Origin of the sequence: Paenibacillus sp. FSL K6-0108 (assembly GCF_045040695.1) — a bacterium.
Classification (GTDB): domain Bacteria; phylum Bacillota; class Bacilli; order Paenibacillales; family Paenibacillaceae; genus Paenibacillus; species Paenibacillus pabuli_B.
The window spans coordinates 2,505,239-2,529,169 of sequence record NZ_CP150288.1 but is presented as its reverse complement, the minus strand read 5'-3'; the positions used below and the strand labels follow the sequence as shown (position 1 = coordinate 2,529,169).

At 47.7% G+C, this 23,931-nt stretch carries 20 protein-coding genes; 6 read left to right on the top strand and 14 right to left on the bottom strand.

The window, feature by feature from the left end; all coding sequences use genetic code 11:
* Positions 1–195 precede the first annotated feature (195 nt).
* The 6 genes from MHB49_RS11725 to MHB49_RS11700 all read right to left on the bottom strand — a co-directional run bounded on the left by MHB49_RS11725 (position 196) and on the right by MHB49_RS11700 (position 8,234).
* The gene (locus MHB49_RS11725; protein ID WP_405156219.1) at positions 196–894 is read right to left on the bottom strand and encodes a hypothetical protein; all 699 of its coding nucleotides are present in this window, start codon (positions 892–894) and stop codon (positions 196–198) included.
* Positions 895–1,009: 115 nt separating this feature from the next.
* Positions 1,010–2,545, bottom strand: coding sequence for an ABC transporter substrate-binding protein (locus MHB49_RS11720; RefSeq protein ID WP_405156218.1), 1,536 nt, complete (start codon positions 2,543–2,545; stop codon positions 1,010–1,012).
* A 181-nt stretch (positions 2,546–2,726) separates the two neighbouring features.
* Positions 2,727–3,635, bottom strand: coding sequence for a carbohydrate ABC transporter permease (locus MHB49_RS11715; protein ID WP_053783705.1), 909 nt, complete (start codon positions 3,633–3,635; stop codon positions 2,727–2,729).
* A 17-nt stretch (positions 3,636–3,652) separates the two neighbouring features.
* Positions 3,653–4,648, bottom strand: coding sequence for a sugar ABC transporter permease (locus tag MHB49_RS11710; RefSeq protein WP_247902059.1), 996 nt, complete (start codon positions 4,646–4,648; stop codon positions 3,653–3,655).
* Between the two features lie 174 nt (positions 4,649–4,822).
* A complete protein-coding gene (locus MHB49_RS11705; RefSeq protein ID WP_405156217.1) occupies positions 4,823–6,442 on the bottom strand; it encodes a helix-turn-helix domain-containing protein in 1,620 nt (539 codons plus the stop codon).
* The gene (locus tag MHB49_RS11700; protein WP_405156216.1) at positions 6,417–8,234 is read right to left on the bottom strand and encodes a sensor histidine kinase; all 1,818 of its coding nucleotides are present in this window, start codon (positions 8,232–8,234) and stop codon (positions 6,417–6,419) included. The genes MHB49_RS11705 and MHB49_RS11700 overlap by 26 nt, the downstream gene beginning before the upstream one ends.
* A gap of 369 nt (positions 8,235–8,603) precedes the next feature.
* On the opposite strand from MHB49_RS11700, the gene MHB49_RS11695 reads away from it, so the two are divergent.
* Positions 8,604–10,040, top strand: a complete 1,437-nt coding sequence (locus MHB49_RS11695; protein ID WP_405156215.1) for a hypothetical protein — start codon at positions 8,604–8,606, stop codon at positions 10,038–10,040.
* A 14-nt stretch (positions 10,041–10,054) separates the two neighbouring features.
* Here the strand turns inward: MHB49_RS11695 and MHB49_RS11690 are convergent, their stop codons facing one another.
* The 3 genes from MHB49_RS11690 to MHB49_RS11680 all read right to left on the bottom strand — a co-directional run bounded on the left by MHB49_RS11690 (position 10,055) and on the right by MHB49_RS11680 (position 11,473).
* Positions 10,055–10,645 (bottom strand): DUF4269 domain-containing protein, encoded by a 591-nt coding sequence (locus MHB49_RS11690; RefSeq protein ID WP_405156214.1) that lies wholly within the window; start codon positions 10,643–10,645, stop codon positions 10,055–10,057.
* A 21-nt stretch (positions 10,646–10,666) separates the two neighbouring features.
* Positions 10,667–10,873, bottom strand: coding sequence for a YwbE family protein (locus MHB49_RS11685; protein ID WP_063564738.1), 207 nt, complete (start codon positions 10,871–10,873; stop codon positions 10,667–10,669).
* A 126-nt stretch (positions 10,874–10,999) separates the two neighbouring features.
* The gene (locus MHB49_RS11680) at positions 11,000–11,473 is read right to left on the bottom strand and encodes a hypothetical protein (RefSeq protein ID WP_247902053.1); all 474 of its coding nucleotides are present in this window, start codon (positions 11,471–11,473) and stop codon (positions 11,000–11,002) included.
* Positions 11,474–11,674: 201 nt separating this feature from the next.
* Here MHB49_RS11680 and MHB49_RS11675 point away from each other — a divergent pair, with 201 nt between their 5' ends.
* Positions 11,675–12,310, top strand: a complete 636-nt coding sequence (locus tag MHB49_RS11675; RefSeq protein WP_405156213.1) for an HlyD family efflux transporter periplasmic adaptor subunit — start codon at positions 11,675–11,677, stop codon at positions 12,308–12,310.
* Positions 12,311–12,318: 8 nt separating this feature from the next.
* Positions 12,319–13,860, top strand: a complete 1,542-nt coding sequence (locus tag MHB49_RS11670) for a DHA2 family efflux MFS transporter permease subunit (protein ID WP_405156212.1) — start codon at positions 12,319–12,321, stop codon at positions 13,858–13,860.
* Positions 13,861–14,006: 146 nt separating this feature from the next.
* Here MHB49_RS11670 and MHB49_RS11665 read toward each other — a convergent pair whose 3' ends face one another.
* From MHB49_RS11665 to MHB49_RS11655, 3 genes are all read right to left on the bottom strand, one after another.
* A complete protein-coding gene (locus MHB49_RS11665) occupies positions 14,007–14,783 on the bottom strand; it encodes a polysaccharide deacetylase family protein (protein WP_405156211.1) in 777 nt (258 codons plus the stop codon).
* A 67-nt stretch (positions 14,784–14,850) separates the two neighbouring features.
* Complete coding sequence (locus tag MHB49_RS11660) at positions 14,851–15,789, bottom strand: aldo/keto reductase (RefSeq protein WP_405156210.1); 939 nt, start codon at positions 15,787–15,789, stop codon at positions 14,851–14,853.
* Positions 15,790–15,877: 88 nt separating this feature from the next.
* Positions 15,878–17,902, bottom strand: coding sequence for a Na+/H+ antiporter (locus tag MHB49_RS11655; RefSeq protein ID WP_405156209.1), 2,025 nt, complete (start codon positions 17,900–17,902; stop codon positions 15,878–15,880).
* A 213-nt stretch (positions 17,903–18,115) separates the two neighbouring features.
* On the opposite strand from MHB49_RS11655, the gene MHB49_RS11650 reads away from it, so the two are divergent.
* The gene (locus tag MHB49_RS11650) at positions 18,116–18,415 is read left to right on the top strand and encodes a hypothetical protein (protein ID WP_405156208.1); all 300 of its coding nucleotides are present in this window, start codon (positions 18,116–18,118) and stop codon (positions 18,413–18,415) included.
* Positions 18,416–18,502: 87 nt separating this feature from the next.
* Here the strand turns inward: MHB49_RS11650 and MHB49_RS11645 are convergent, their stop codons facing one another.
* The gene (locus MHB49_RS11645; RefSeq protein WP_076289407.1) at positions 18,503–18,985 is read right to left on the bottom strand and encodes a MarR family winged helix-turn-helix transcriptional regulator; all 483 of its coding nucleotides are present in this window, start codon (positions 18,983–18,985) and stop codon (positions 18,503–18,505) included.
* 189 nt (positions 18,986–19,174) lie between these two features.
* On the opposite strand from MHB49_RS11645, the gene MHB49_RS11640 reads away from it, so the two are divergent.
* Both MHB49_RS11640 and MHB49_RS11635 read left to right on the top strand, forming a co-directional pair.
* The gene (locus MHB49_RS11640; RefSeq protein WP_247902046.1) at positions 19,175–19,699 is read left to right on the top strand and encodes an NAD(P)H-dependent oxidoreductase; all 525 of its coding nucleotides are present in this window, start codon (positions 19,175–19,177) and stop codon (positions 19,697–19,699) included.
* Positions 19,700–19,941: 242 nt separating this feature from the next.
* Positions 19,942–21,051, top strand: coding sequence for an FAD-dependent monooxygenase (locus tag MHB49_RS11635; RefSeq protein ID WP_405156207.1), 1,110 nt, complete (start codon positions 19,942–19,944; stop codon positions 21,049–21,051).
* A 213-nt stretch (positions 21,052–21,264) separates the two neighbouring features.
* Here MHB49_RS11635 and MHB49_RS11630 read toward each other — a convergent pair whose 3' ends face one another.
* Positions 21,265–23,841: a glycosyl hydrolase 2 galactose-binding domain-containing protein gene (locus MHB49_RS11630; protein WP_405156206.1), complete on the bottom strand. Its 2,577-nt coding sequence runs from the start codon at positions 23,839–23,841 to the stop codon at positions 21,265–21,267.
* Positions 23,842–23,931: the final 90 nt, after the last annotated feature.

Sequence of the window (23,931 nt, the reverse complement as noted above, 5' to 3'; positions counted from 1 at the left end):
AGCTTCTATATATATCGTAAGCGTTACCATCTACATGCATAAAGGTAACAAAACCAACTTTTCTGCACTAATTGCAACTTCCACGCAAAAAAGAGCCGACAACCGTCAGCTCTTCTAAACACTATATATAGGTTCATTTTTTCTAATTCGCAATGCTCATCTTATGTATTCATTCTATCGTGCTAACGCAAATCATTATGGAATATCGTAGTCAAACACAGTGTTCTCTCCATCTACGGCGACATCCATTACAATATCGGTTAGCTTACCTTTAACTCGCAGCGGGGAGCCAGCCAAACCGGAAAACGCCAGTCGACCCTTAAATGTTCCATGCGGCTCAATCTCTATATGCACCGGCTTCAGCTGTACAGATTGCAGGGATTGATACAGCGGATCATCCTGGTGTTTGTAACTTCGGGCCAAGTCAGGCAAGAGCACAGCTGCTACAGGCTCTCGGGTGTAATTTTTGAGTGTCAGGTCACAGTTTACCCGTGTAATGCCATTGTCCAGTACATCATAGGTACAGGAGCTATCATTTTGGACATAGGAAACTCCATGGATACCGGAAGCCCCCCATTTCGCTACATACATCAATTTATCCGTCATGTAGGAATAACTGAGAACAATCGCGAGAACGATCAGCCAGAGCCGTTTGGCCAGAACCGGATACAATGTCATGATTTCTTTGCGTGTAAGATAGTAACTGCACACTAGTATACCCATTCCCAAAAACAATGTAATATGGACACCACTTACATAGGATGTGGTATAAGGCGACATTCCTATAGCAGACAACATCGTATCCCCCACTGAGAAACCGAGGTGATGCTTAAACGTAAAAATGATACCAAACAGCAATAACATCGCAGAGAACACAAGTCTGGTTCTCGACACACGCTCACCTCCTAATTAGCTACCTGATTATATCATATTTTCCCTTATTATGGTTTACGATCCAAATAAAAAAGACGCTCCGGTTTTTAACCGAAAACGTCTTTGGCTTTGTACATCAATTATTATTTTTGGACAGGAATGCGTCGAGCTGTTCTTGTTTGGCGGCAATGATTTTATCAATACCTGCAGCTTTCAGCTTCTCCAGATATTTCGGGATCATCTCGTTCGGATCTACTGCACCCGAGGTCATACCCGGCTTGAACTGCTTGTTTACGTTGTTGACCGCAGCAATTTCGTTTTTGACGGATTGACTGTTGAACGTAAAGCCCAGTGCAGGTGACTTAACGCCCTTGGCATTAAACTCCTTGAACTTTTCCCATTTCTGCGGATCTTCATTATCCCAGAGATAGTTCAGGAACTGGTTGCCCAGCTGCCATTGTGCGCCCGGATTGTATGTGCGATTGTTCGCATCTACCCCTTCCGGGAGGGTAATGATGTTGTCCTGGCCGTCTTTTTTCACATAATGTGTGCCTTCAATTCCGAAGTTAAGCAGGTTGTTAATTTCTTTGTCGGAATGCAGCAGGTTAATGACTTGCATCGCCTTCTCCGGCTGTTCCGAGGAACGGGAGATCGCCAGCATCGCACCGGAAGCATCCCCGGTTGTAATCGTTGGCTGTGTCATCTCAATCTGGGTCAGTGGATATCCAACGTACCCTTCTTCTTCCTTATCCTTGCCCGGCTTCATGCCATCGGTCCACAGGAAAGCCTTGCCTGCCTTCGCCTGATCTTTCGGGAACACATTGGAAGTCGCTGCGTCACTGTTAATGTATCCAGCCTGATACCACTTGCGTGCAAGCTCAGCAGCTTCCTTGAATTCAGGGGTCTCTACTTCGTTCAGTACCGTCGTTGTACCCGCTGTTTTGGAGATTACGCCTGGAACGGATGCATCACCGAGATAATCCCAGTCCAGATTTTCCAGCAGCCCGTTACCGTTGGTGTTCGACATATAGAACGGGGTGACGCTCGGCTCATTTTCCTTGATCGTTTTGAGCAACGGCTCCAGATCAGCCCACGTTTTCACTGCGGTCAGATCGAGCTTGTATTTGTCAGCCAAATCTTTGCGTACCAGTACGCCACGCGTCGCTGCCAACTCCTTGTTGGTTGGAACGCCATAGTTTACGCCATCCACTTGGGAACCTTCCAGAAAGGCTGGATCAAGATTTTTCTTGATATCCTGCCCATACTTGTCAAGCAGATCATTGAGCGGCAGGAAAGCGCCTTTTGCCACATTGACCGTATAGTTTTGCCATGCCGCCGTGAAAATGATGTCTGATTTTTCGCCGGAAGAAATCATCAGATTCAGCTTGTTATCCCACTGGCCCCAGTCGATTGCATTAATCTTGAGTGTTGCCCCGATCTTGGGCTCCATCTTTTTATTGATCTCTGCTTCGACCAGAGCTACATCTTTCTGTGGTGTCCCCGGATAATACAACGTCACTTCATAGGGCTTGCCGCCACCACTCTCCGCTGCACCGCCTCCTTGTGCTTCCGGTGCTGTTCCGCCTTTGTCCGATGAGCAACCTGCCAGCACCAGGCTCAGCGCCATACCTACTGCCGCGATGCGCGGCCATACCTTAAACGTTCTAACCAAGTGAACCCCTCCCGTCATATGTTGGACCCTGCAACCGATTGCCCCAATTCCAATGTTCCCCAATCTGCAAAAGTCCGTTCGCTTGCCGGCCCTCCGGCGGTCTGTACTGGCTGCTTTTTGTATATGCCCCTTCAGGTCCATCTTCAATGATCCATGCCCCTACTCCGCTAACCGGTCGGAGTTAGCCCTTCACTGCGCCTACGGTAAGGCCTTTGATGAAATACCGCTGAAAGAATGGATATGCCAGTACAATCGGACCAATACCGACAACAGCCATCGCCATTTGCAGTGTTTTATTCGGCAGATTCAGCAATCCGCCCTGTGACGAAATCTGTGAAGAGACATTGGAGTTGGATGTTAAATATTGAATATCGAGCAGCGTCCGGTACATAAGGTACTGAAGACTGATCGTTCGGTTATCGGATATAAAAATCATGCTGAGATACCAGTCGTTCCAGTAATTCAGTGTGCTGAACAGTGCAACGGTCGCCATCACCGGAAGGGAGAGCGGAAGCACGATGCGTGTAAACGTTCTCAGTTCACCTGCTCCATCAATCCGTGCCGATTCAAGGATCGATACCGGGATGGAGTTAGCGAAAAATGTACGCATGACGAGTACGAAGAACGGTGACAGCAGCAGCGGCATGATCAGTGCCAGAATCGAGTTTTTCAAATCCAGTACGTTCACGTAGACGAGATACCAAGGGACCAGACCGCCATTGAACAGCATGGTGAAAAAGATGAAAAAGGCGAACCACCCACGATATGGCAAATCTCTCCGGGAAAGCGGGTACGCGTACAATGCTGTCAGCGCTACACTTGTGATCGTACCGATCACGGTTACGATAATGGAAATGCCATAGGAATGGATGATCTGATCCATGTCCTTGAACAGAAACTCATAGGCCGTCAGGCTAAATTTCTCCGGAATCAGCTTATACCCGTTCGCAATGACCGTCGTCTCGTCCGAGAATGAGATTGCGAAGACAAGCAGGATCGGCACGATGCAAGCAATGGCATAGAATATAAACATGGCGTGTATGATAGATGCTGAACGCCGCGACACGGCTAATGGATCACGTGATTTCACAGCTGGCTTGCCTCCTCTCAAAATAATGCATTATCTTTGTCCATTCTCCGTACGATGGTATTGGATACGAGAACAAGCACAAATCCGACCACAGCCTGATACAGCCCGGCTGCCGAGGACATCCCGATATCTCCCCCAATAAGGAAGGTTCGATACACATACGTATCCAGAACGTTCGTGACCGGGAACAATGCACCCGATTCCAGCGGAACCTGGTAGAACAAACTGAAATCCGCGTAGAAGATACGACCGATTTGCAGCAATGTCATAATCACGATCAGGGGTACGAGAAACGGAACGGTAATGAAGCGAATCTGATGCCACTTGCTCGCCCCATCCAGCACGGCCGCTTCATAATATTCCTCATCGATGCCTACCACTGCTGCCAGATAAATGACGGCATAATAACCGATATTCTTCCATGTATTCACCAGCGGCAAAATGTACGGCCAATACTTGGGCTCTGAATACCAGTCAATGGGCTGTCCGCCAAATAGCTGAAGAATCGTTGAGTTCATGAAGCCCGAATCCTTGCCGAGAAACGCGAGCACCAGATAGCTGACTACAATCATCGACAGAAAATACGGAAGCAGCATGAGTGACTGATACAATTTGGACATCGCCTTGTTCTTCACTTCATTCAACAATATCGCAAGCCCTACACCTACGAATAAATTCAGCGCAATAAATACGGTGTTATATGCGAGCGTGTTGCGTGTGATCTCCCAAGCATCGCTCGTGGAGAACAAATACTTGAAATTATCCCAACCGCTCCACGGGCTGCCCCAAATACCGTCGGCATAGTTCACATTTTTGAACGCAATCAGAACACCAAACATTGGCATATAGTTGTTCACCAGCAGAAACAGAATGCCTGGCAAAAACATGAGATACAAAACCTTGAATTTACCTAGATTGTACAGGACAGACTTTCGTTTACGAACCGGTATGTCCGGTATGTCCCTTCGATCTGATAGACGTGCTGCCTTACCCGCCTGGGGTTGTGTCTTCATAACTTGTTCTCCCTCACTCCTCTTGAATTTCATCCTCAGGATGAAACACCGCTGTGTCTCCTGTGGTTCAAGTATACGGCGGGGCGCTCAGGTCCACTATCTGCTGTGGTGACCTGTTCACTTATCAAATTATGACTTTGGGGCATAAAAAAACAAAAGACGCAGCATGCTGCGTCAAATCTGAACCGTTCGGGACTGTTTGCGAAACTCCTGTGGTGTAATGCCCGTGCATTTTTTGAACATTTTCGTAAAATGAGAGTAATTGTAGTACCCAACCTTGCCTGCGATATCCGTCACCTTCACGGTCGACTGGGACAATAAGGTCTTCGCTTTGGCGACTCTTCGCTGGAGAATGAATTCGGATAGCGACATGCCCTTTTCTTTTCGAAACAGGCGAGATAGATATGCAGGGTTAAATCCGGCAAAAGATGCAAGTTCTTCACGCATCAGCTCTTCGCCAATATGATTTTCAATGTATATGCACAGCTGGTCCACAATGGTCATCGGACTGTGATCGTCCGGGTACAATACCGGGATGGCACGACTGATCAGGTCTGAGGTCCACTGCTTCAGTTGCGGCAACGAACGGGTCACAACGTTTTCTTCCGGCTCCCGTTCTCCGGGATACAGACTGCGTACGGATACATTTTTCTGATGAAGCAGCGGGTAGATTACATGCAGCATCGCGTGATAATACAAGTGCAGAATTTCGGGAGACAAACGCTCCTGGGCAGACAGCAATTCAAAGATTTCATCCACACGCTCGCGCAGGTCGTCAATTTTCCCCGTTTCGAACAGGATGGACAGCTCGGAAAACCACGGTATGGGCAAAAAGCGATCCTCCGTATCCCGGCCCTCCTCATCATAGATGAAGACGCCTTCAAGCTCATTGATATTGCGACGCTCCATGTCCATCAGTTCATTCAGCATTCCCTGTAAATCTGTAACAGCAACCGGGACTCCAACGTAACAGGATAATCGGCAATAAAAATAGGTACCGCACTCCTCGATGTAACTCTGACATCCCTGTTCCACTTCACTCGCCGTTGGTACGATACCATCCTGTTCGTATGCTAGCACAATATTCAATCCGCTGTGGTCCTGAAACACTTCCCCAGGTTTGTCACCAAGCAGCATTTCCTTGGCTGCATTGCGGAGTGCATATTCCAGCACTTCCTCATCACGCAGGTCAAAGTCCCGCACCCATTCTTCAACGGATATTACAATCGGCAGCACGCGCGCCTTTGGATCAATCTCGGCTCCGTACACCTCGGCCAGCTCCTGAAGCTTTTGCTGGGTTAAAGTTACGCGCTGCGAAATGGCGTCTTTCCAGAAACGCTCGGTCAACAGCGGTTTATGTGTCTGCCAGCGTTTATACACGGTCTCATATACTTCATTGGTTCGGGTACGCTGCTCCCCATCCTTAATTTTGTCCATTGCCTGGGTCACAACCTTGAGCAGCTGGTCTGCGGGAGCAGGCTTCAGAACATAATCGAAGCTGTTCAGCTTGATTGCCGTTTGCGCATAATCGAAAAGGGCATGACCTGTAAGAAATATCGTCATCATGCCGGGATCATGCTTTAATACCCAGCTCTGCAGATCCAGTCCCGTTTCACCCGGCATCTCAATATCACAGATCATAATATCAATGCGCTGGGTTTTCATCAGCATTCTTGCCTCTTCCGCATCATTAGCACTGAATACCTGATCAATACCCGCCAGGCTCCAGTCTACCTCTTCCACCATCGCTTGCAGGGCGTATACTTCATCATCCACGATCAACAGGTTTCGCATAGGCTCTCCCTTCTTCCTCTTCCGTCTGGGCTGGCATATGAATATGGACTGCTGCCCCTCCTCCAGTCTGATTGCTGAATTGCAATCCGGCATGTTCGCCGTACTTCACCAGCAGCCGATGGATCACGTTCCAGATGCCAATATGCTTTCCACCTGGATTTTCGGCGTACTGTCCCTGTTGCAGACGCTCCAATATGTCTTGTTTAAAACCAACACCGTTATCCGTAATAGAGAGTTGAAGTACCCCATGATCTTGATTTCCTTGATGTGAATCAGACCCAGATAACGTTTTCGACTTGCGTGCTGATATGCAAATAACAAAAGGTTCTGTACGCCGCTGAAATCCATGAATAATCGCATTCTCCACAAAAGGTTGAATTGTTAAGGGCGGCAATACATAATGCCCAAGATTTGCTTCCACATCTAGAATGAAATCCAGTTTGTTTGGAAACCGGAGCTTCTGGATCTCCAAATAATGGCCGATATGTTCCAATTCTTCATCCAATCGGATGACACGTTTGCCAGCACGCAGGCTGAACCGGAAATAATCAGCCAGATGGCCAGCCATCTGCTGCACCAGCCCATGGTTCTTCAATGAAGCCAGACTATGAATAATATTTAATGAATTCAGGTAAAAGTGCGGATTGATCTGCATCTGTAATTGTTTGAACTCCGCTTCCCGGGTTCGCAATTGCTCCTCATACACATCAATCTTCAGATGCTGGATCTCACTTGTCATCTGATTGAAACTGTGCGTGAGAAACTGCAGTTCAGATGAAGATGGCGTCTCCAGTCTCACATCAAGTTCCCCTCGGCTGACCCTCCTCATCCCGCGAATCAGCACATTCATCGGACGAAACAAGAGTTGTCTAAGAAAGATCATGGCAGTAAACAGGATGATAGCTGCCCCAATCGGAAGTAGGCGAATAATTCGCTGAAAGAATGGCAGGTTGCGCATCATGTCCTCCTCGGGCAACAGGACGATATAATTCATCTCTGACATAGCTGAGGGAATGCCCAACATCAGATACTGACGTGCATTGCCTTTGGAATTCACTTCAGAAATCACCTGATAGGGGTTCTTCAACCCAGCAATATGGGCTGCAGCGAGTTCAATCTGCGCCGGATTCAACGCCGAATTAGACAAAGCCCCGCCATCTGCTCCCAAAATGACTGCCCCTCCCCGGTCCCCGGATTCCGTGAACTGCTCTGGATGATTCAGTGCATTCATATCCACAAGCGCCCCCGCATAGAACTGGGCGTTGATCCGCACCGTTTTGACTAAGGCATTCCATGTGCCTCCCCGGACGATACTCCACTCGGGCTTCTGGATTTCTCCTTCAAGCTGCTGCATCTGGACCGGCATGCTCTCCTGCACCATCGACATTTTGACATCATAATTGCCTGAGGTAGCGAGTAACAGATCTTCATTAACTGCATCGTACAGAAAAAATGAATCGATCAGATTATAAAATCCGATATCGGTCATGAATTTGTTCATAATGCGCTGTTTCGCAATAATATAATCGCCGCTGCCGTATTTCAGAAAAAACAGGGAGATAATATCCGGGTCTCGCTCGCCCAGACTGTATAAATAACGATTGGTCTCCTGCAGCACGCGCTCGTTCTGCTCCACACTCTTCGCCAGATGATTCATATTGGTGAGAGACACCTGATCACGTACGACTTTCATGGCGTATACATTGTTGTAATATAACAGCATGAAGAGTGGAAGCATGATCAATGTCAGACCCACAATAAACTTAAAGCGCAGTGAACGTATGAAATTCATGAATTCCCGCCCTTTTGTTTAATCTGGATTTCAGTTCTTTTACATATCGTTGTAACCGCTATCAATCCTAAGCGATTTCTTCTGTTTTCTTATGTTATACTTCTGTGTCTCTTTCATATTTTTTCCCTTATATTCCCATGTTCATTGTAGTCATACTTGCTTGCATCTGTCTATGTGCTTCCGTGACCTGTCACTGTCAATTCTGGTGACTTGCACTTGGCCTCCGGTACGTCTTTAAGGTCCACGTTCTAGATTAGTTCTCCATCTGCAAAAAAAATCCTGCTCCATGCTCCACGAACGCCCGGTGATGACATGCATACGATATATCACTCCTTGGGTTGACACCAAGGATGTAAGGAGGCATGTCCGATGAATATTCAACTTGTCCCGTTGCATTATGTATATCTGGCTTTTATCGTCCTGATTATCGCCGTCATGGTTCGGCGTAGAGACACAACTATCATTTGTGTCACAGGTATCATGACCATTGGACTCCTGGCGACCGAAACATTAAGCGGATCGGTTTCCGGAATCTTCAGCAGCTTTATCTACGCAGCAAAGGAGCTGCTCAGCACCATTTTTATCATCTCAATTATTGTCGCAATGAGCCGGGTGTTAATTCAGACGGGGATCAATGAAGTCATGGTGACTCCGCTCACCCGGTTCATCCGGTCTCCACAGGTCGCCTATTGGGGAATTGGATTTATTATGATGGTCGTATCACTGTTCTTCTGGCCCTCTCCTGCCGTTGCCCTGGTTGGAGCTGTACTTCTTCCGGTAGCAGTGCGAGTCGGACTTCCTCCCATCGGCGCTGCTATTGCCATGAATCTGTTTGGGCACGGAATTGCCTTATCAGGGGATTACATCATACAAGGGGCTCCCAAACTGACAGCTGATGCAGCAGGAATTCCCGTTACGGCTGTCATGACTGCAAGTGTCCCACTTGTCATAGTGATGGGAACGGTTTCTACCGTAACGGCATTCTGGATGCTGCGCAAGGAGATGAAGTCAGGTCCCCCCGTTAAACTCAGTGATTCGATCTCTGATGAAGCAGTAACCGTTCATCCACCTTCATCAGACTCTGCGCCGATTACCGAGGAGCCAGCCGTTCAACGTCAACCAATGCCGCTACGTTTGCAAAAGGCATTCGCTCTGATCATCCCATTGTTATTCTTAATCGATGTCATTCTGATGTTTTTACTTCAACTTCAAGGCGGTGATGCCACAGCGTTAATTGGTGGAACAGCTGTGCTCATTCTGATTGCCGTATCCCTTGCGGCGCATCGCCATACAGGTCCGGAAGAAACAACAAACTATTTAATTGAAGGATTTCAGTTCGGTTTCAAGGTGTTTGGTCCTGTCATACCCATTGCTGCTTTCTTTTATCTTGGGGATGCTGCGATCACAGAACTGTTCAACAACCCGCTGCCTGCTGGTTCACACGGTATTGTGAATGATTTGGGTGTTGCTCTTGCAGGGCTAGTGCCATTGAATAATACGGTAGGTGCTATAACGATGACTGTGACCGGAGCGGTCACGGGAATGGATGGTTCGGGGTTCTCTGGAATATCCCTGGTCGGCTCCATTGCGTCCATGTTTGCAGGCTCAGCAGATTCCGCACCTGTACTTACGGCACTGGGTCAGGTCGCCGCCATATGGGTAGGCGGTGGGACCTTAATTCCATGGGCCTTGATTCCAGCCGCTGCCATTTGCGGAGTTAGTCCATTTGAACTGGCACGCCGCAATCTGAAGCCGGTACTGCTGGGATTAACCGTTACTACTATTGTAGCTATATTTTTAATCTGATTGAGGAAACCATTTTATTCAAACTGAAAAGACGTACGCAAGCGGGCCCATGACCAAAGCTCATCCTTACTCATGGCGGCCAAATGAAGCATTTCCTCATAGGGGTCTCCCTGAAGCCCCAGTACAGCAGCGAATGCAGGCTCCGTCTTCAAGCCTTCCAGCTTTAGTTTGCGAATCTCCCGATGTCCTGCTTCACCCCAGAGTTGCAACAATTCCCACTCTACCAGCATATGATTATAAGCATTTTGCCTGCGTACAGATAGGGACTGAGCGAAAATTTCTACAGGCCATTTTCCAATATCCACACTACAGGTCACATAAGGATGCTGGCCTGCACGGCCATCCCCCCGGTCGCATCGAAAACCCTGCATTCCGCCCAGTTGTTGGTGCACCATGGTTTCGAATGCCTCAAGATCCGCTGCCTCACATAATAGATCAAGATCACTTCCGGGAATATCAATATCAATTGGCACTGTTCCAGCCGGATAAGGCTGGTAAGCAGCCAATATGCTCAACAATCCACTGGATTGCAGCACCTTATACGCATCCTGCTGACGCTCGTTACCCGAGGCCAGATGTGCCATTACATCCGCAGTTGTAATCATGTCACAACCTCGGGCATCGGCTCATTCCGACGCTCCTGTAACGACTTGTTTCACTCGACCTACCTGTCCACTGGTCAAACGCACTTTGATCCCATGCGGGTGCGTGGGCGATTTGGTCAACAAATCTTTCACGATACCACGTGTCAGTTTTCCTGTCGGCTGGTCTTGCTTAAGGACGATATCCACTTCAAGACCCGGTTTGATATTTACTCGTTGTTGTCCGTTCATGGGTTTCCCTCTCCTCTTCAACGTATTCCATGTCATGCAGCCATCATTCACAAAGCTTCATCTATTGTAGACGTTTTGGATTGAAAACGAAAGCCATGTCCTATGTTCAAAAACATAACTGAATGGTTACTTCCGTTTTGAGGAGGGATCAGAAGATTTACTTTTCATCACTTTCAGAGCTGATCGATAGACTTCATCAGCACTTTTTTCAGGTTCATTGGTATCCGTCCGCACTGCTTCCTCTTTCACTTCAGCAGGTTTACGGAAATGAAGCAATGCTTGACGGTAAGCTTGATCGCCATCTGTCGTCTGCGTCTCCCTTTTTTGAGGCAATGGGGTCACTTCCGAAGTGGAATCCGTCTGGTAAATATCCGTTTGCTGCTTGTACTCTTCATGTCCTAAAACCTCTGTATGCTCTGTCTGTTCGTAACTTCTGTCTTCATTACGGGTTTGATCTTCTTCATGCAGCAGGACTGGCCCCTCATCCACCTCTGCTATTTTGGAAGCTCGTGCTTCTGCAGCCTTGCGGGACGATCTGGAGTTATAAATCATCAGAAACACAACCCCAATAACAACGATTACCGCCAAAATGATCAACATATGAGCATCCTCCTTATCATCCGCCTGTAGGCAGCCTTAATCAATATATTGGTGCCCTATTCTGCGAATAATATTTCACCTTGTTTCGTATAGAGCGACAAAGTAGCGGGAATGCTCCAAACAGGATTGTCAGCAGAAGACGTTCAGCACCGATTGAAAGAGAAGGTGTACAGAAAACCGAATTGAGGAGGAATGATCAGCATGAATTCACGTGCCATTTTGATCAATATCATCGTTATACTGGTGATTTTGGGAGCTGGGGCGGCCGGAATCTACTATTACAACCAATCCACCAGCTACGTTAAAACCGATAATGCGCTTGTTACCGGGCAGCCTATCTCCGTGGCTTCTGCAGTAAGCGGTGAGCTTCGATCCTGGAAAGGCAAGGTAGGAACAACATTTAATGCAGGCGATACTGTCGCCACCGTTACCGCAGCGGGCAAATCAACCTCTGTGACGATGCCTGTTAATGGCACCATTGTACAACAGACAGCCGTCGAAAATTCGCTAGTATCTGCCGGTACACCCCTCGCGCGGGCCTATGATTTCAATAACCTGTACGTGACGGCCAATGTGGACGAAACGGCGATTGATAAAATTAAAGCGGGTCAGATCGTTGATGTATATATTGATGCTTTTCCAGACACCACATTAACAGGAAAAGTAGACCAGATCGGTCTTGCCACTGCATCCTCCTTTTCGCTGCTGCCGTCGTCCAATACCAATGCGAATTACACCAAAGTAACACAAGTCATCCCGATTATTATTACGATCGAAGGATATAAAGGACTGGGTGTGGTTCCCGGCATGAGCGCTACTGTGCGCGTTCATATCTAAGGCTGCCGATGGATAATCAAGTACCTCTTGGGAAAACCATCGCTGTCCTGCTGCTCGGCGCATTTATCGCCATTCTGAACCAGACCTTGCTCAATGTAGCCATCCCCCATCTGATGAATGACTTTAATGTCTCAGCAACGACCGTGCAGTGGCTGTCTACAGCTTATTTGCTGGTAAACGGGGTACTCATTCCGATTACCGCCTACTTGATCGAATCGTTTGGGACCCGCAAATTATTCGTGACTGCGATGCTGTTGTTTACGTTAGGTTCGTTGATCTGTGCCATCAGTCCCGGATTTACGGTCATGCTCATCGGTCGTATCGTACAAGCCAGTGGGGCTGGTATTATTATGCCTTTGGTTATGAACGTGTTTCTGACCGTTTTCCCTCCAGAGAAACGGGGAACCGCCATGGGCACGATGGGCATTGCCATGATGTTTGCCCCAGCTATTGGCCCGACATTATCCGGCTGGATCGTGGAACATTATACATGGCGCATTCTGTTTTACATGGTCATCCCGCTTGCCTTGCTTGATATTTTGTTTGCCTTCATATGGCTGAGAAATGTGTCCAAGCTTACTTCACCGAAATTTGATGGTTTTGGCGCATTATTCTCTACCATCGGTTTCGGCTTTCTGTTATATGGATTCAGTTCTGCCGGGGATAAAGGCTGGACCAGTGCAACCGTGCTGTTGACGCTGATTATCGGCGTGCTCTTCATCGTCTTCTTTGTTCTTAGAGAAACGGCCATGAAGAACCCTCTGCTGGAATTTCGTGTATTCAAATACGACATCTTCACCATCTCGACGCTGGTCAGTGCAACGATTAACATGGCACTCTTTGGCGGAATGCTGCTGTTACCCATCTATCTGCAAAATATAAGGGGATTCTCTCCCCTTCAATCCGGTTTGTTATTGCTGCCTGGTGCATTGCTAATGGGCGTCATGTCTCCCATCTCAGGAGCGCTGTTTGACCGGATCGGCTCTCGCCCGCTCGCCATTGTCGGTTTGATCATCACCGCCATCTCCACCTTTGAGTTTAGCAAGTTGACGGGGGAGACGCCCTATGGTCACATCATGATGCTATATACCTTCCGCAGCTTCGGGATGTCCATGCTGATGATGTCTGTACAAACAGAGGGGTTAAACCAATTGCCGCCTCATCTCACCAGTCATGGTACAGCCATGTCCAATACAGTCAGGCAGGTGGCAGGTTCCATCGGGACCGCACTGCTCATTACCGTGATGGCAACTCGCGCAGGCATTCATTTGGCCGATTACAGCAACACTGTGACCACAACCAATGTAGCCCTGACGGAACAAATCGGTATGCTAGGCACGCAAATGGCTACTGCGGCAGGAATGCCGCCAGAACAAGGTTCCAGTCTCGCACTGCAACAGCTCTATGGTATTGCTGTTCAGACGTCAACGATTGAAGGTATTAATGATGCTTTCATCGTAGCGACCTGGATTTCCATCATTGGTCTGTTTCTGTCGTTATTCTTGCGGCGGGCTCGCTCCCGTCCTCGTAAAGTCAAGCCTGAACGCTAAAATTGGGCGCTTGGCAACTTGGCAACTCCAAAGCCTATATAAAACCCTGTATCACGGATCGGATCTGCAAGCTTGCCTTTTATAAATTGAAACAATAAAAAACCGCAAGTCTCTTTAATCAGAGACCTGCGGTTTTTGGCTTGCAACTATGGATGCTGGGGCATGGATGAATTGTCATCCTTGGCAGCCTCTCTCGCCTTAACGGCAAGCAGTTCCGATACAGTTACAAAACGATAACCCTGCTCCTGCAGCTTGGGCAGAATCGTTTTAAGCGCAGCAACGGTCTGGGACTTGCCCTCCACCTTGTCATGAAACAGAACGATATCCCCATTACGCGCGTTCTTCAGCACTTTGTTCACAATGGCTGATACGCCTGGAGAAGCCCAATCACGCGTGTCCTGATGCCAGGACCATAACACAATCGTATAACCTTGCTGCTTGGCGACCTGAATGACCATGTCATTGTAATAGCCTCCCGGGGGTCGAAACAGCGTGGGACGCTGAGCCCCTGCTCCAACAATGGATTTCTCCGCTATGTTCATTTCGCGGCTGTACTTGTCCGCCCTTGTTGACCTGACCGCGTACGTATGTGCATACGTATGATTGGCGATTTCATGTCCTTCCCGCTGCTCCTGCTTAATCAGATCAGGAAACTTTTCCGCCCATTTCCCAAGCACAAAAAAAGTACCTTTGGCCTGATATTGCTGGAGCAAAGCCAGAATCTGCGGGGTCTGGACCGGATCAGGTCCATCATCAAAGGTCAGTGCGATGAGTTTGTCATGCGTGGGAACCTCCCACACAATTTCTCCCCGTTCCTCATAATACTGTCGATTCTTCTGCACAGGTTTGGCGTAGGCAGAACTGCTGCCAAGCAAAAAAACGAGCGTACACAATCCGATGCATCGGGCTGCCTTCAGGTTCATGTTTATGTCCTCTCTTTATCTTCAAACGTAAACTCCCTGTTAGCATTTCCCGATTCATTCGAACTAATTAACGAAATATTTGATCAATGACTGCAATTTCCTCGGCTGTGAGCTCAACATCCAGTGTTTTTAGATTGTTGATGACTTGCTCCGGTTTCTTGGCACCAGGAATGAGCGCATCAATGGATGGCTGTCTCAGGTACCAGGCCAGAACGAGATGTGCCACCTCCGCATTCTTGGACTGTGCAATGCTTCGCAGTTGGTCCACCTTGTCTAAATTCTGAATAAAGGCCTCCCCAGTGAATAAAGGATTCTTGGCCCGTCCATCCTGGAAGGTTGTATCCCGATTATATTTGCCTCCCAGCAGACCTGCTGCCAGAGGGAAGTAAGGTACAAAAGAAATGTTATGCTCTGCCGTATAGGGCAGTAATTCTTTCTCCGCTTCTCTTTTGAACAGATTATATTCAGACTGCAGTACATCCACATCTCCATCCTGATTTGCCTCACGCAACTGATTAATGGAGAAGTTGGACACTCCGATGGCACGAATTTTACCTTCGTCCTTCAAACGTTTCAGCGCACCTACTGCTTCATCTTTCGGTGTATGTTCATCCGGGAAATGGATATAAAACAAGTCGATATAATCGGTCTGCAGACGTTTCAAAGCCTCATCTACAGAGTTTTTGAGGAACGCAGGCGAGTTATCAAAAACGACGTTGCCATCCACAAATTGATGTGCCGCTTTCGTTGCAATGATGGTATCTTGGCGCTGACCCGTTTCTTTCAGCACTTCACCAATTAATCGTTCTGAATGCTCAGGACCATAGATGAAAGCAGTATCCAAAAAGTTAATACCCTGTTTCAAAGCCGTACGAACGACATCCTTGCCTGTCTCATCATTCAGCATATTCGGATAGATGTTATGTCCTCCTACTGCATTTGCCCCCAATCCAATCGGGTTAACCATCAGATCGGTTTTGCCCAAACGAGTACGTTGTTCTGCCATTCTCATCCATCTCCTTTTCTGAGCGTTGATAACTCAAATGATATTATATCAGAGGATTAAGCATATTTAAATTATCGGGTTTATCGGATTAAGTATTTTTCAACGCAGTGGCTTCCACATCATTGATGAATCGACGAAGTTTAGCGGCTACATCACGGTTGATTTCACCATTTTCGTATAGCTGCTGTATCGTATTGCGCTGCTCCTGAATCGCCACCATTTGCAATTCCAGCTTTTCCTGATCAAATGGATCTTCGGTTTTGCCCTGATTCCAGGTGCGTAATTTGGCAATAACCCGTTCATATCTGGAGATAACCGACAAAGCCACGATCCGGTTACTATCATTCATATGAGCACGAATGGCCTTAATCGCTGCTTCAGAGGTACGCATCTTCACTTGACGGAACAGGTCCGCATTCTCAAGCATAAATGGCTGATCCGGTTTCTTTGAACGATTCATAAACACATGTCCGAACACGCGTCCAATTTCACTGAGCGAGAACATCATCTGGGTATTCGTACGGTTCGCAAGCATCATTTCCTTACGATCCAGCCAGCTGTTACATTTAAAGGCGGCTTCCGAAGCAATGACATTTTCATCCATCATTTTCTCAATCTCCTTGCGTTCAGCCCGCGTAGCGATGAGATTAATTGCTGTTTCCTGTTTCAAAATGTCCTTGCGCTTACCGGCAGTAAGCTCGCCAGCCGCCTGCCTGATATATTTCGAAAGGTCGGAAACAACCGCAAGCGCAGCCGCTTTGTTCTCATCATTCATTTCCGACTTGACTGCACGAATGGCAGCATTCAGCATAATACCCTGTGCTTTTCGTTCCGTCGTTAGCGGTGTACCTTCCTCCGCTTTATCTTCGTTCTTCGCAAGAATAGGTAGGAACACACTCGCAGCAATCAGAGTGAACAGAATCACACCTGCTGCCAGGAATATGATCAGATCCCTTTCAGGAAAAGGAGACCCGTCTTGGAGAACATAAGGGATGGAGAAGGCCCCCGCCAGTGTTACAGCCCCTCTCACACCCGAAAGGGTAATGATTGTAATTTCTTTCAGCCGGGGCTTCCCGCTCGACAACGCCTCGCCTGAATTTTCATTTCCTTTCCAGAACAGATAGATCCAGACAAAACGAAGCACCAACAACAGCACTGAAATGAGGCCCACATAGCCAAGTACTTGGAGGTTATCAAATGAGACATTCTCGAAGATGGTATTCAGCACATCCGGGATCTGTACCCCCAGAATGACAAAGACCAAACCATTCAATATAAATAAAATGACAGACCAGGTACTGGCAGATACCACCTGCATCTTCAGTTGTACGGACTCGGTCCGATCACGCTCAATCGCATGAATGATCCCGCCGGCGACGACTGCCAGAATGCCTGATACACCGACCTCTTCACTGACCAGATAAATCACAAATGGCGTTAAGATTTGCAGCAGCATATGAATGGTGACATCTTCCATGCCCAGACGCCGAATCCAGACACCCAGTCGGATCAACAGGAACGATAACAAGGCACCAATCAACAACCCGCCAATCGCGATAAGTACAAAACTAAATGATGCCTGTGCCAGGGAAAACACCCCTGTAACCGTGGCGGCAATCGCAAATTTGAATGCAACCAGACCGGATGCATCATTCATTAATGCTTCCCCCTCAAGAAGCCTATGTATGCTCTTGGGCAAATGCACACGACCTGCCATGGCGCCTACAGCCACAGCGTCTGTCGGGGACAGGATTGCAGCGAGTGCAAAAGCCGCAGGAAGCGGAATAGTTGGAATAAGCCAGTGAATGGCGTATCCAGCCACGACAACCGTAACAAATACAAGTCCCAGAGCCAGTAAAAGGATGGGGGCTCTTAGATTCCACAGCTCATGTCTTGGTGTTCGCTTCCCGTCGTTATACAGCAACGGAGCAATGAAGAGGACAAAAAACAATTCCGGATTCAGTCGCAGATGAACACCCGCAGGTAATAATGCAATGGCTACACCGAGAACAATCTGAATCAGCGGAACGGGGATAAAGGGTACAAACCGGTTCAAAATATTTGATAAACCGATCAGTACCAGCAAAACAAGCACGGCGATAAACAGTTCCATGATGACAATCCCTTTCCGAATAATGAAGTGGTGATACCATTTTGAGTAGCCTTATTTTAACATAATCTTAAGTTGATTATAAAAATGTTGTCATAATCGATGCCCGTCGAAAGAGAATGGATAGCAGTCCGATTGCAGATTTCTGATTGATTCTGTTTATAAGATGTTACAATATGCTCAGGACAATACCCGTTTAGAAAGGAACTTGTGTCTATGGCATTTGGAATTAAACGACAGGAGCTGGCCGATTGGAAAGAACGTGTATCACGCGGCGACCTTGCCTATCTTACTCATTTCTGGATCGACAATCGTTTTCCGGGCATTACCAGTGTGACCAAAGTGGGCTGTGCGGATCTGAACCGTCTCGAGGACTGGTGTAGAACCCACGGACTTGACCCACGTTATATACATCGGCGTCAGCCTTTTCCCCATTTTGACCTGCTCGGTAAAAAACAAAAGGAAATTCTGATCCAGGAAGGTCTGACCGATCACATTCAACGCTTCCATCTCTGATTGAAAAAATGAAAACGCCAGCCTTCCAAGATTCGAGTCCCAGAGCGGGGTCAAATCTTGAAGGCTGGCGCTTAACACACCATTTATTTAGCGATGCGTTTGTTCCAACGTTTTCATTTTTTCCAGCAGTTTCAGCTCAATCTTCTTCAGCATGCCAAACATCTGCAGTTGTTCCTCTTCCGTAAGCGCCTGCAAAAGTTCCCATGTCATCCGACCGCGATTATTAATCAACGTTTTTGCAAGCTGCTGCCCATCTTCCGTTAAAGATAACCATACAATTCTTCGGTCCTCTTCACTGCGCACCCGCTGGATCAGACCTTCACTCTCCAGTTGATTCAGTACAATCGTGGTTGCTCCTGAAGACAGACTCAGTTGTCTGGCCACATCCACAGCCATGCAGCGTTCTTCACGTAAAATCATGCCCAATATATGACTTTTCGTCGGATTTAATTTGCAGTTTGTTTCATTCTTTTGCTGCTGATCCAGTACTTTATTTTTATATCTGAAGAAGGCCTCCAACAATTGATCCACATTTGCCAATTGAGAGTTTCGCTCCGTATCCGGGCTCATAAACGTTCCTCCTACCTTTGATCATAACCTACCTTATATTGTAACATATTTGTACTATTTTGTTTGTGAAAAATGCGCTTGTTTCCCAAAACCCTTTACTTGTCTGTAAAGTTCATGCTTATTTTGCCGTTTCATGTGACAAGCTACGTTATAGCATGAACAGATAACCACACAAGGAGGAATCAAGCAATGAACATTTATATTGTTTTCGATAGTGAAGGCGGTCATACACGTGCGCTTGCCGAATCGATTGCTGCTGGCGCAGCCAGTGTGCATGGTGCAACCGTTCATTTGCATTCCACAGAAGAAGCCGACATCTACAAGCTGGTGGAAATGGACGCCATTATATGGGGCTGCCCCGGACATTTTGGCTCCATCAGTTCGGGTTTGAAAAAGTGGATCGACAGACTGGGCTACCTCTGGGCAGAGGGCAAACTTGTCGACAAAGTGGGAGCGGTGTTCTGTACGATCGCCACTGAGCATGGTGGACTGGAGTCAACATTAATCCATTTGCTCACACCTATGCTCCATCAGGGTATGATTATTACCGGATTGCCTGGCAACTTTGCGGATAATGCATTATATGGCTCTTACTATGGTGTTGGAGTTACTTGTCCGGTGGATAGTGATGATCTGCTCAGCGAGCAGGGTATAGCCTTGGGTAAAGCCTTGGGAGAGCGTGTGGCTCGCATAACGAACCGACTGATCACATAGAAATCAGAGTATTTCGCATAAAAGTTCTTATCAAGCCTGCGCTCATAAGCTGAGAAGCAGACTGCAGGCTTGGAATTCCCAACCTATATAGAAATATAATGATTCTATTGCATTATTGGATTGGATTTGTTTATAATAACGTATATCTTTAAAGTTACTTTTAGTTACTTAATGATTTTTATAAATTTGTTATTATAAAGTAATAAGATATTCATCCATTATATTGCAAGGGAATTTTACACATGAATCAAAATACGTATTTAAAAACTGACGTTTGTATTGTGGGAGCAGGCCCCGGAGGGGCTCTACTCTCATTTCTGCTGAAACAGCAAGGAATATCCACCATTCTGATTGAGCGTCAGCCACACCTGCTTAAGTCGTTCCGCGGGGAAGTGCTCAACGCAGATGGTGAGGCTGTACTGAAAAAACATGGGTTATATCCTGCTGTCACCCAGCGTGGCGTGCTGCCACTGGAGCAAATTCAATATTGGGAGAATGGTCAGATCATTCATACCATTTTCCCTGGAGAGCAAGAATCCCATGTGGGTATTCATGTGCCGCAGGATCATCTGCTGGAAGTCATCGTGTCACATTCACAGAACCAGGAAAACGAACAAGTCCTTTATAATACCGTTATGACTGGATTGTTACGGAATAAAGCTGACCAGACGATCGGCATCAACATTCGGCAAGAAGGACGGCCAGCTTCCATTGAAGCAGCGGTTATTGTTGGAGCGGACGGCAGATATTCAGCTGTACGCAGACACGCTGGTCTGACACCGGATACCCGTAAACATGGATACGACCTGTTATGGGCCCGAATTCCTGCTCCAACAGGCTGGGAACCAGCTGTTCGGATGGCCAGCATGGATGGTCAGCAGTTGGCGTTATTCTCACAATTCGGAGGTTATGTGCAGATTGGATGGAACATCCCGCAGGGGTCATTCTCCAAGCTGCGCGAACAGCCTTTTGCTCCCTTTGTTCAGAAACTCGTGGCAGCCTTCCCTTGTCTCGCTGATTCGGTAGCTAAGCATATCCAGACCTGGAGTGATTTTGTTTTGTTATCCGTAGAGAGCAGTTTCGCGGAATCGTGGGCTCAAGACAACGTGGTCCTGCTTGGCGATGCGGCTCATACGATGACCCCCACAGGCGCTTTTGGATTGAATGCCGCATTGGAAGATGCGGACGTTCTCGCTGAGCTGCTCATTGAAATGGCAGCCGATCAATTCACTTCTACAGAACGACTGCAACAACTGCAAACCAGACGTGGAAAAAAAGTGAAGCAGCAGTTGGTTAGGCAATTGGAAATGGAGTCTTCGTTCCAACAGCGATACGAATCATTTCAATCATGAGGTGTGTAATTATGCACAGCCTTAATCGCCAAACGATTGAGCACTGAATGTACAAAGAAACCGTCTCCCTTCTAATGGCAGGTCGCACTTCCATTTCAGCAAGGAACGGTTTCTTTTGTTTTTGAATTTGGAGAATAGGGCTATCTTCAGTCATGCTCATGACTTATGGGACAGCTTTGTTTTCTTCTTTTTATGGACTGTTAGGATAGCGATTTACACTTCACTACCATTCATGGCGCTAACCCTTAGCTCAGTCAAAGGTAGAGACATCTTATCGGGATGACGCAATCTCACCGTACGGCTCTCACCAGGGAGCAGATCGAAATAGTTATCGCTGAAACGAACGCGTCCAAGAGGCAGTTCAAGCTTCACCAACCGGGCTATTGCACCCAAGGCTGTAACCGAGACGGATTGCTCCTCTTCGTTCACATGCACACGGAGCTGCGCTTGAGGCAGATTAACATCCTTCGGATCACGTAAGAAATATCGATTCAGTGGTGCAGTGAAACCTTCGGAGACCAATTCAACCATCACTTCTTCTGCCAATCTGCCTCCCAATACCTCCGCTTCACTCAGCTCTGCAATGCGAGCAGAGCATTGTGAACCTGTCTCCACATGATGCGAACTGGAGTATACCTTTTCCCCATCCATTCCGTAAACATGGAGTCGAAGCTCCCCCTTCAAAGACTCCCGTGTATCATTTACAACCCATAGGGTAAGCGGCTCACCGGGTTCATGTTCCAGAGACAGCAGGATCGGATGAAAGAATACTTTTCCGTAATAATAGGAGGCTTTGGGCAGCAGCTCATAGTCAATCATGGACCAGCTAGTGCCTGGCCAACTGTCATTCAGCTGCCATACAAGGGCTCCGCTATTGCGATGATTGATCCGCCGGAAATGTTCGATGCCGTACCGTAATCCTTCCGCTTGTGTCAGCATCGAATAGTTCATGTACTCTTCGATATTCTGCGGAACGCCCGTATGTCCCTCCATTAGAAGAATGCCTTTCTGGTGATTGGTATCCTTATTCCGATAGGCCATCTCGGGACTGCCCCAGTAGAATTGTCCTGCAGGCATGTTTTTCTCCAAGGTGTAGCGGTTGGCCGAGGCGTGCATGCCAAATTCACTGCTGAACAAGGCATTGTCTTTTTTATAATTTTTGAATGTCACGCCCTCAATACTGTAATCGAGCAGCGGTGGCTCGCCGTGTTTTCGCGGATAGACGGAACCATGCCATACTTGCCAGTTATGACGATCCCCCAAATCCGGATCATTGGCATCGTTGCCGCTGCTATCCCCATACGGAGAGGAAGGCCAGTATGGACGAGACGAATCCAGACGCTCCAGCATTTCGGGGATCAGCTCATGGTAGATCAGCTCTCCATAGAAGGGGCTGGTGATATCTCCACTGGCGGACTTCATGTCATAGAGCCAGTCAATTTCGTTATTGCCACACCAGAGTGCAAGCGAAGCATGATTGCGCAGCCGCAGCACATTGTTTTCAACCTCATCCCGCACGTTGTTCATGAAGTCACGATTGAAGTCCGGGAATAGAGCATTTGCAAAAGCAAAGTCCTGCCACACCAGTACACCTTGTCGATCACATTCATCATAGAAGACGTCCTTCTCATATATACCGCCTGCCCAAACACGGAGCATATTCATATGTCCTTCCACGGACAACTCGATGAGTTCACGATACCGGGAAGCAGGGATGGAACCAATCAGGTGATCGGCGGGAATCCAGTTGGCTCCCTTCGCATACACACGTACTCCGTTCAGGATAAAAGTAAACGCATCCTCACCCTGTTCATTATGAAGCGCCAGTTCAATGGTTCGTATACCATAAGACTCTTTGTAATGGTCTACTTCCACGCCGTCAGCGAACAACGTAACTTCCAGGCGATACAAGTAAGGTTCGCCCAAATCATGCGTCCACCATAATTGCGGTGAATCCACTCTCAGTGTTGTATCCGCCAGACCACTCGCTACAGCGACTTCAGCAGAACGTGCAACTTCACGCCCCCCTGCATCCAACAAACGTATATCACAGGACAAGTTCACCGCTTGTTCACGTTTCTGCCTGCTGCGGAAAGACAATACGGACTTCACATCAGCAGTGACATGAACTACCGCCTGCCGCTCGCTGGCTGATTCGGTACGGGCAAATACGTTCTCCAGCTTCGCAATCGTTCTTCTCTCCAGCCGAACTCCGCCCCAAATTCCTACTGTGACCATCCGTGGACCCCAATCCCAACCGAAATTCATCGCGGATTTGCGCAACCATGGCCGTTCCTTTGTATATGAAGACCAGTCGAACGTTTCCTTGTCCCTGTGATGCAGATAAAGGGGATCGAACTTGACCGCCACGGCGTTCCAACCATGACGAACCAGGTTCGTCACATTGAATGTGTGGGACATAAGCATATTGGCCGTTTTCCCCACTTCATGCCCATTCACATATACGGTGGCGAACGTATCCAACCCATCGAAAACCAATTCGAAATACTCCTCCGCATCCCCATCTTTCACCAGATTGAAGTTGGTGCGATACCACCATTCCTTCTGCTCGATCCAGCGACTCTTGGCATCGTTATGCCCATAGTAAGGTGGATCAATGATGCTGCGTTCCACCAAAGCGGAGTGCACATCCCCTGGTACCTCTGCTCCAATCCAGAATCGATCATCCAGCGCTGCCGCTGCAACATCCATGGCCCGCTTCTCCCCAACCTCAAAATGCTGTATCTTCCAATGTCCCGACAAATCCTGATTTGAATTATTCATCTCCATCCTTGCCTCGCTCCCCTGATTTGTTGATCATTACATTTCCGAAAACGTTTGCAATAAAATGTAACTTCGTTTCTTGTTTGTTCGGCTAAC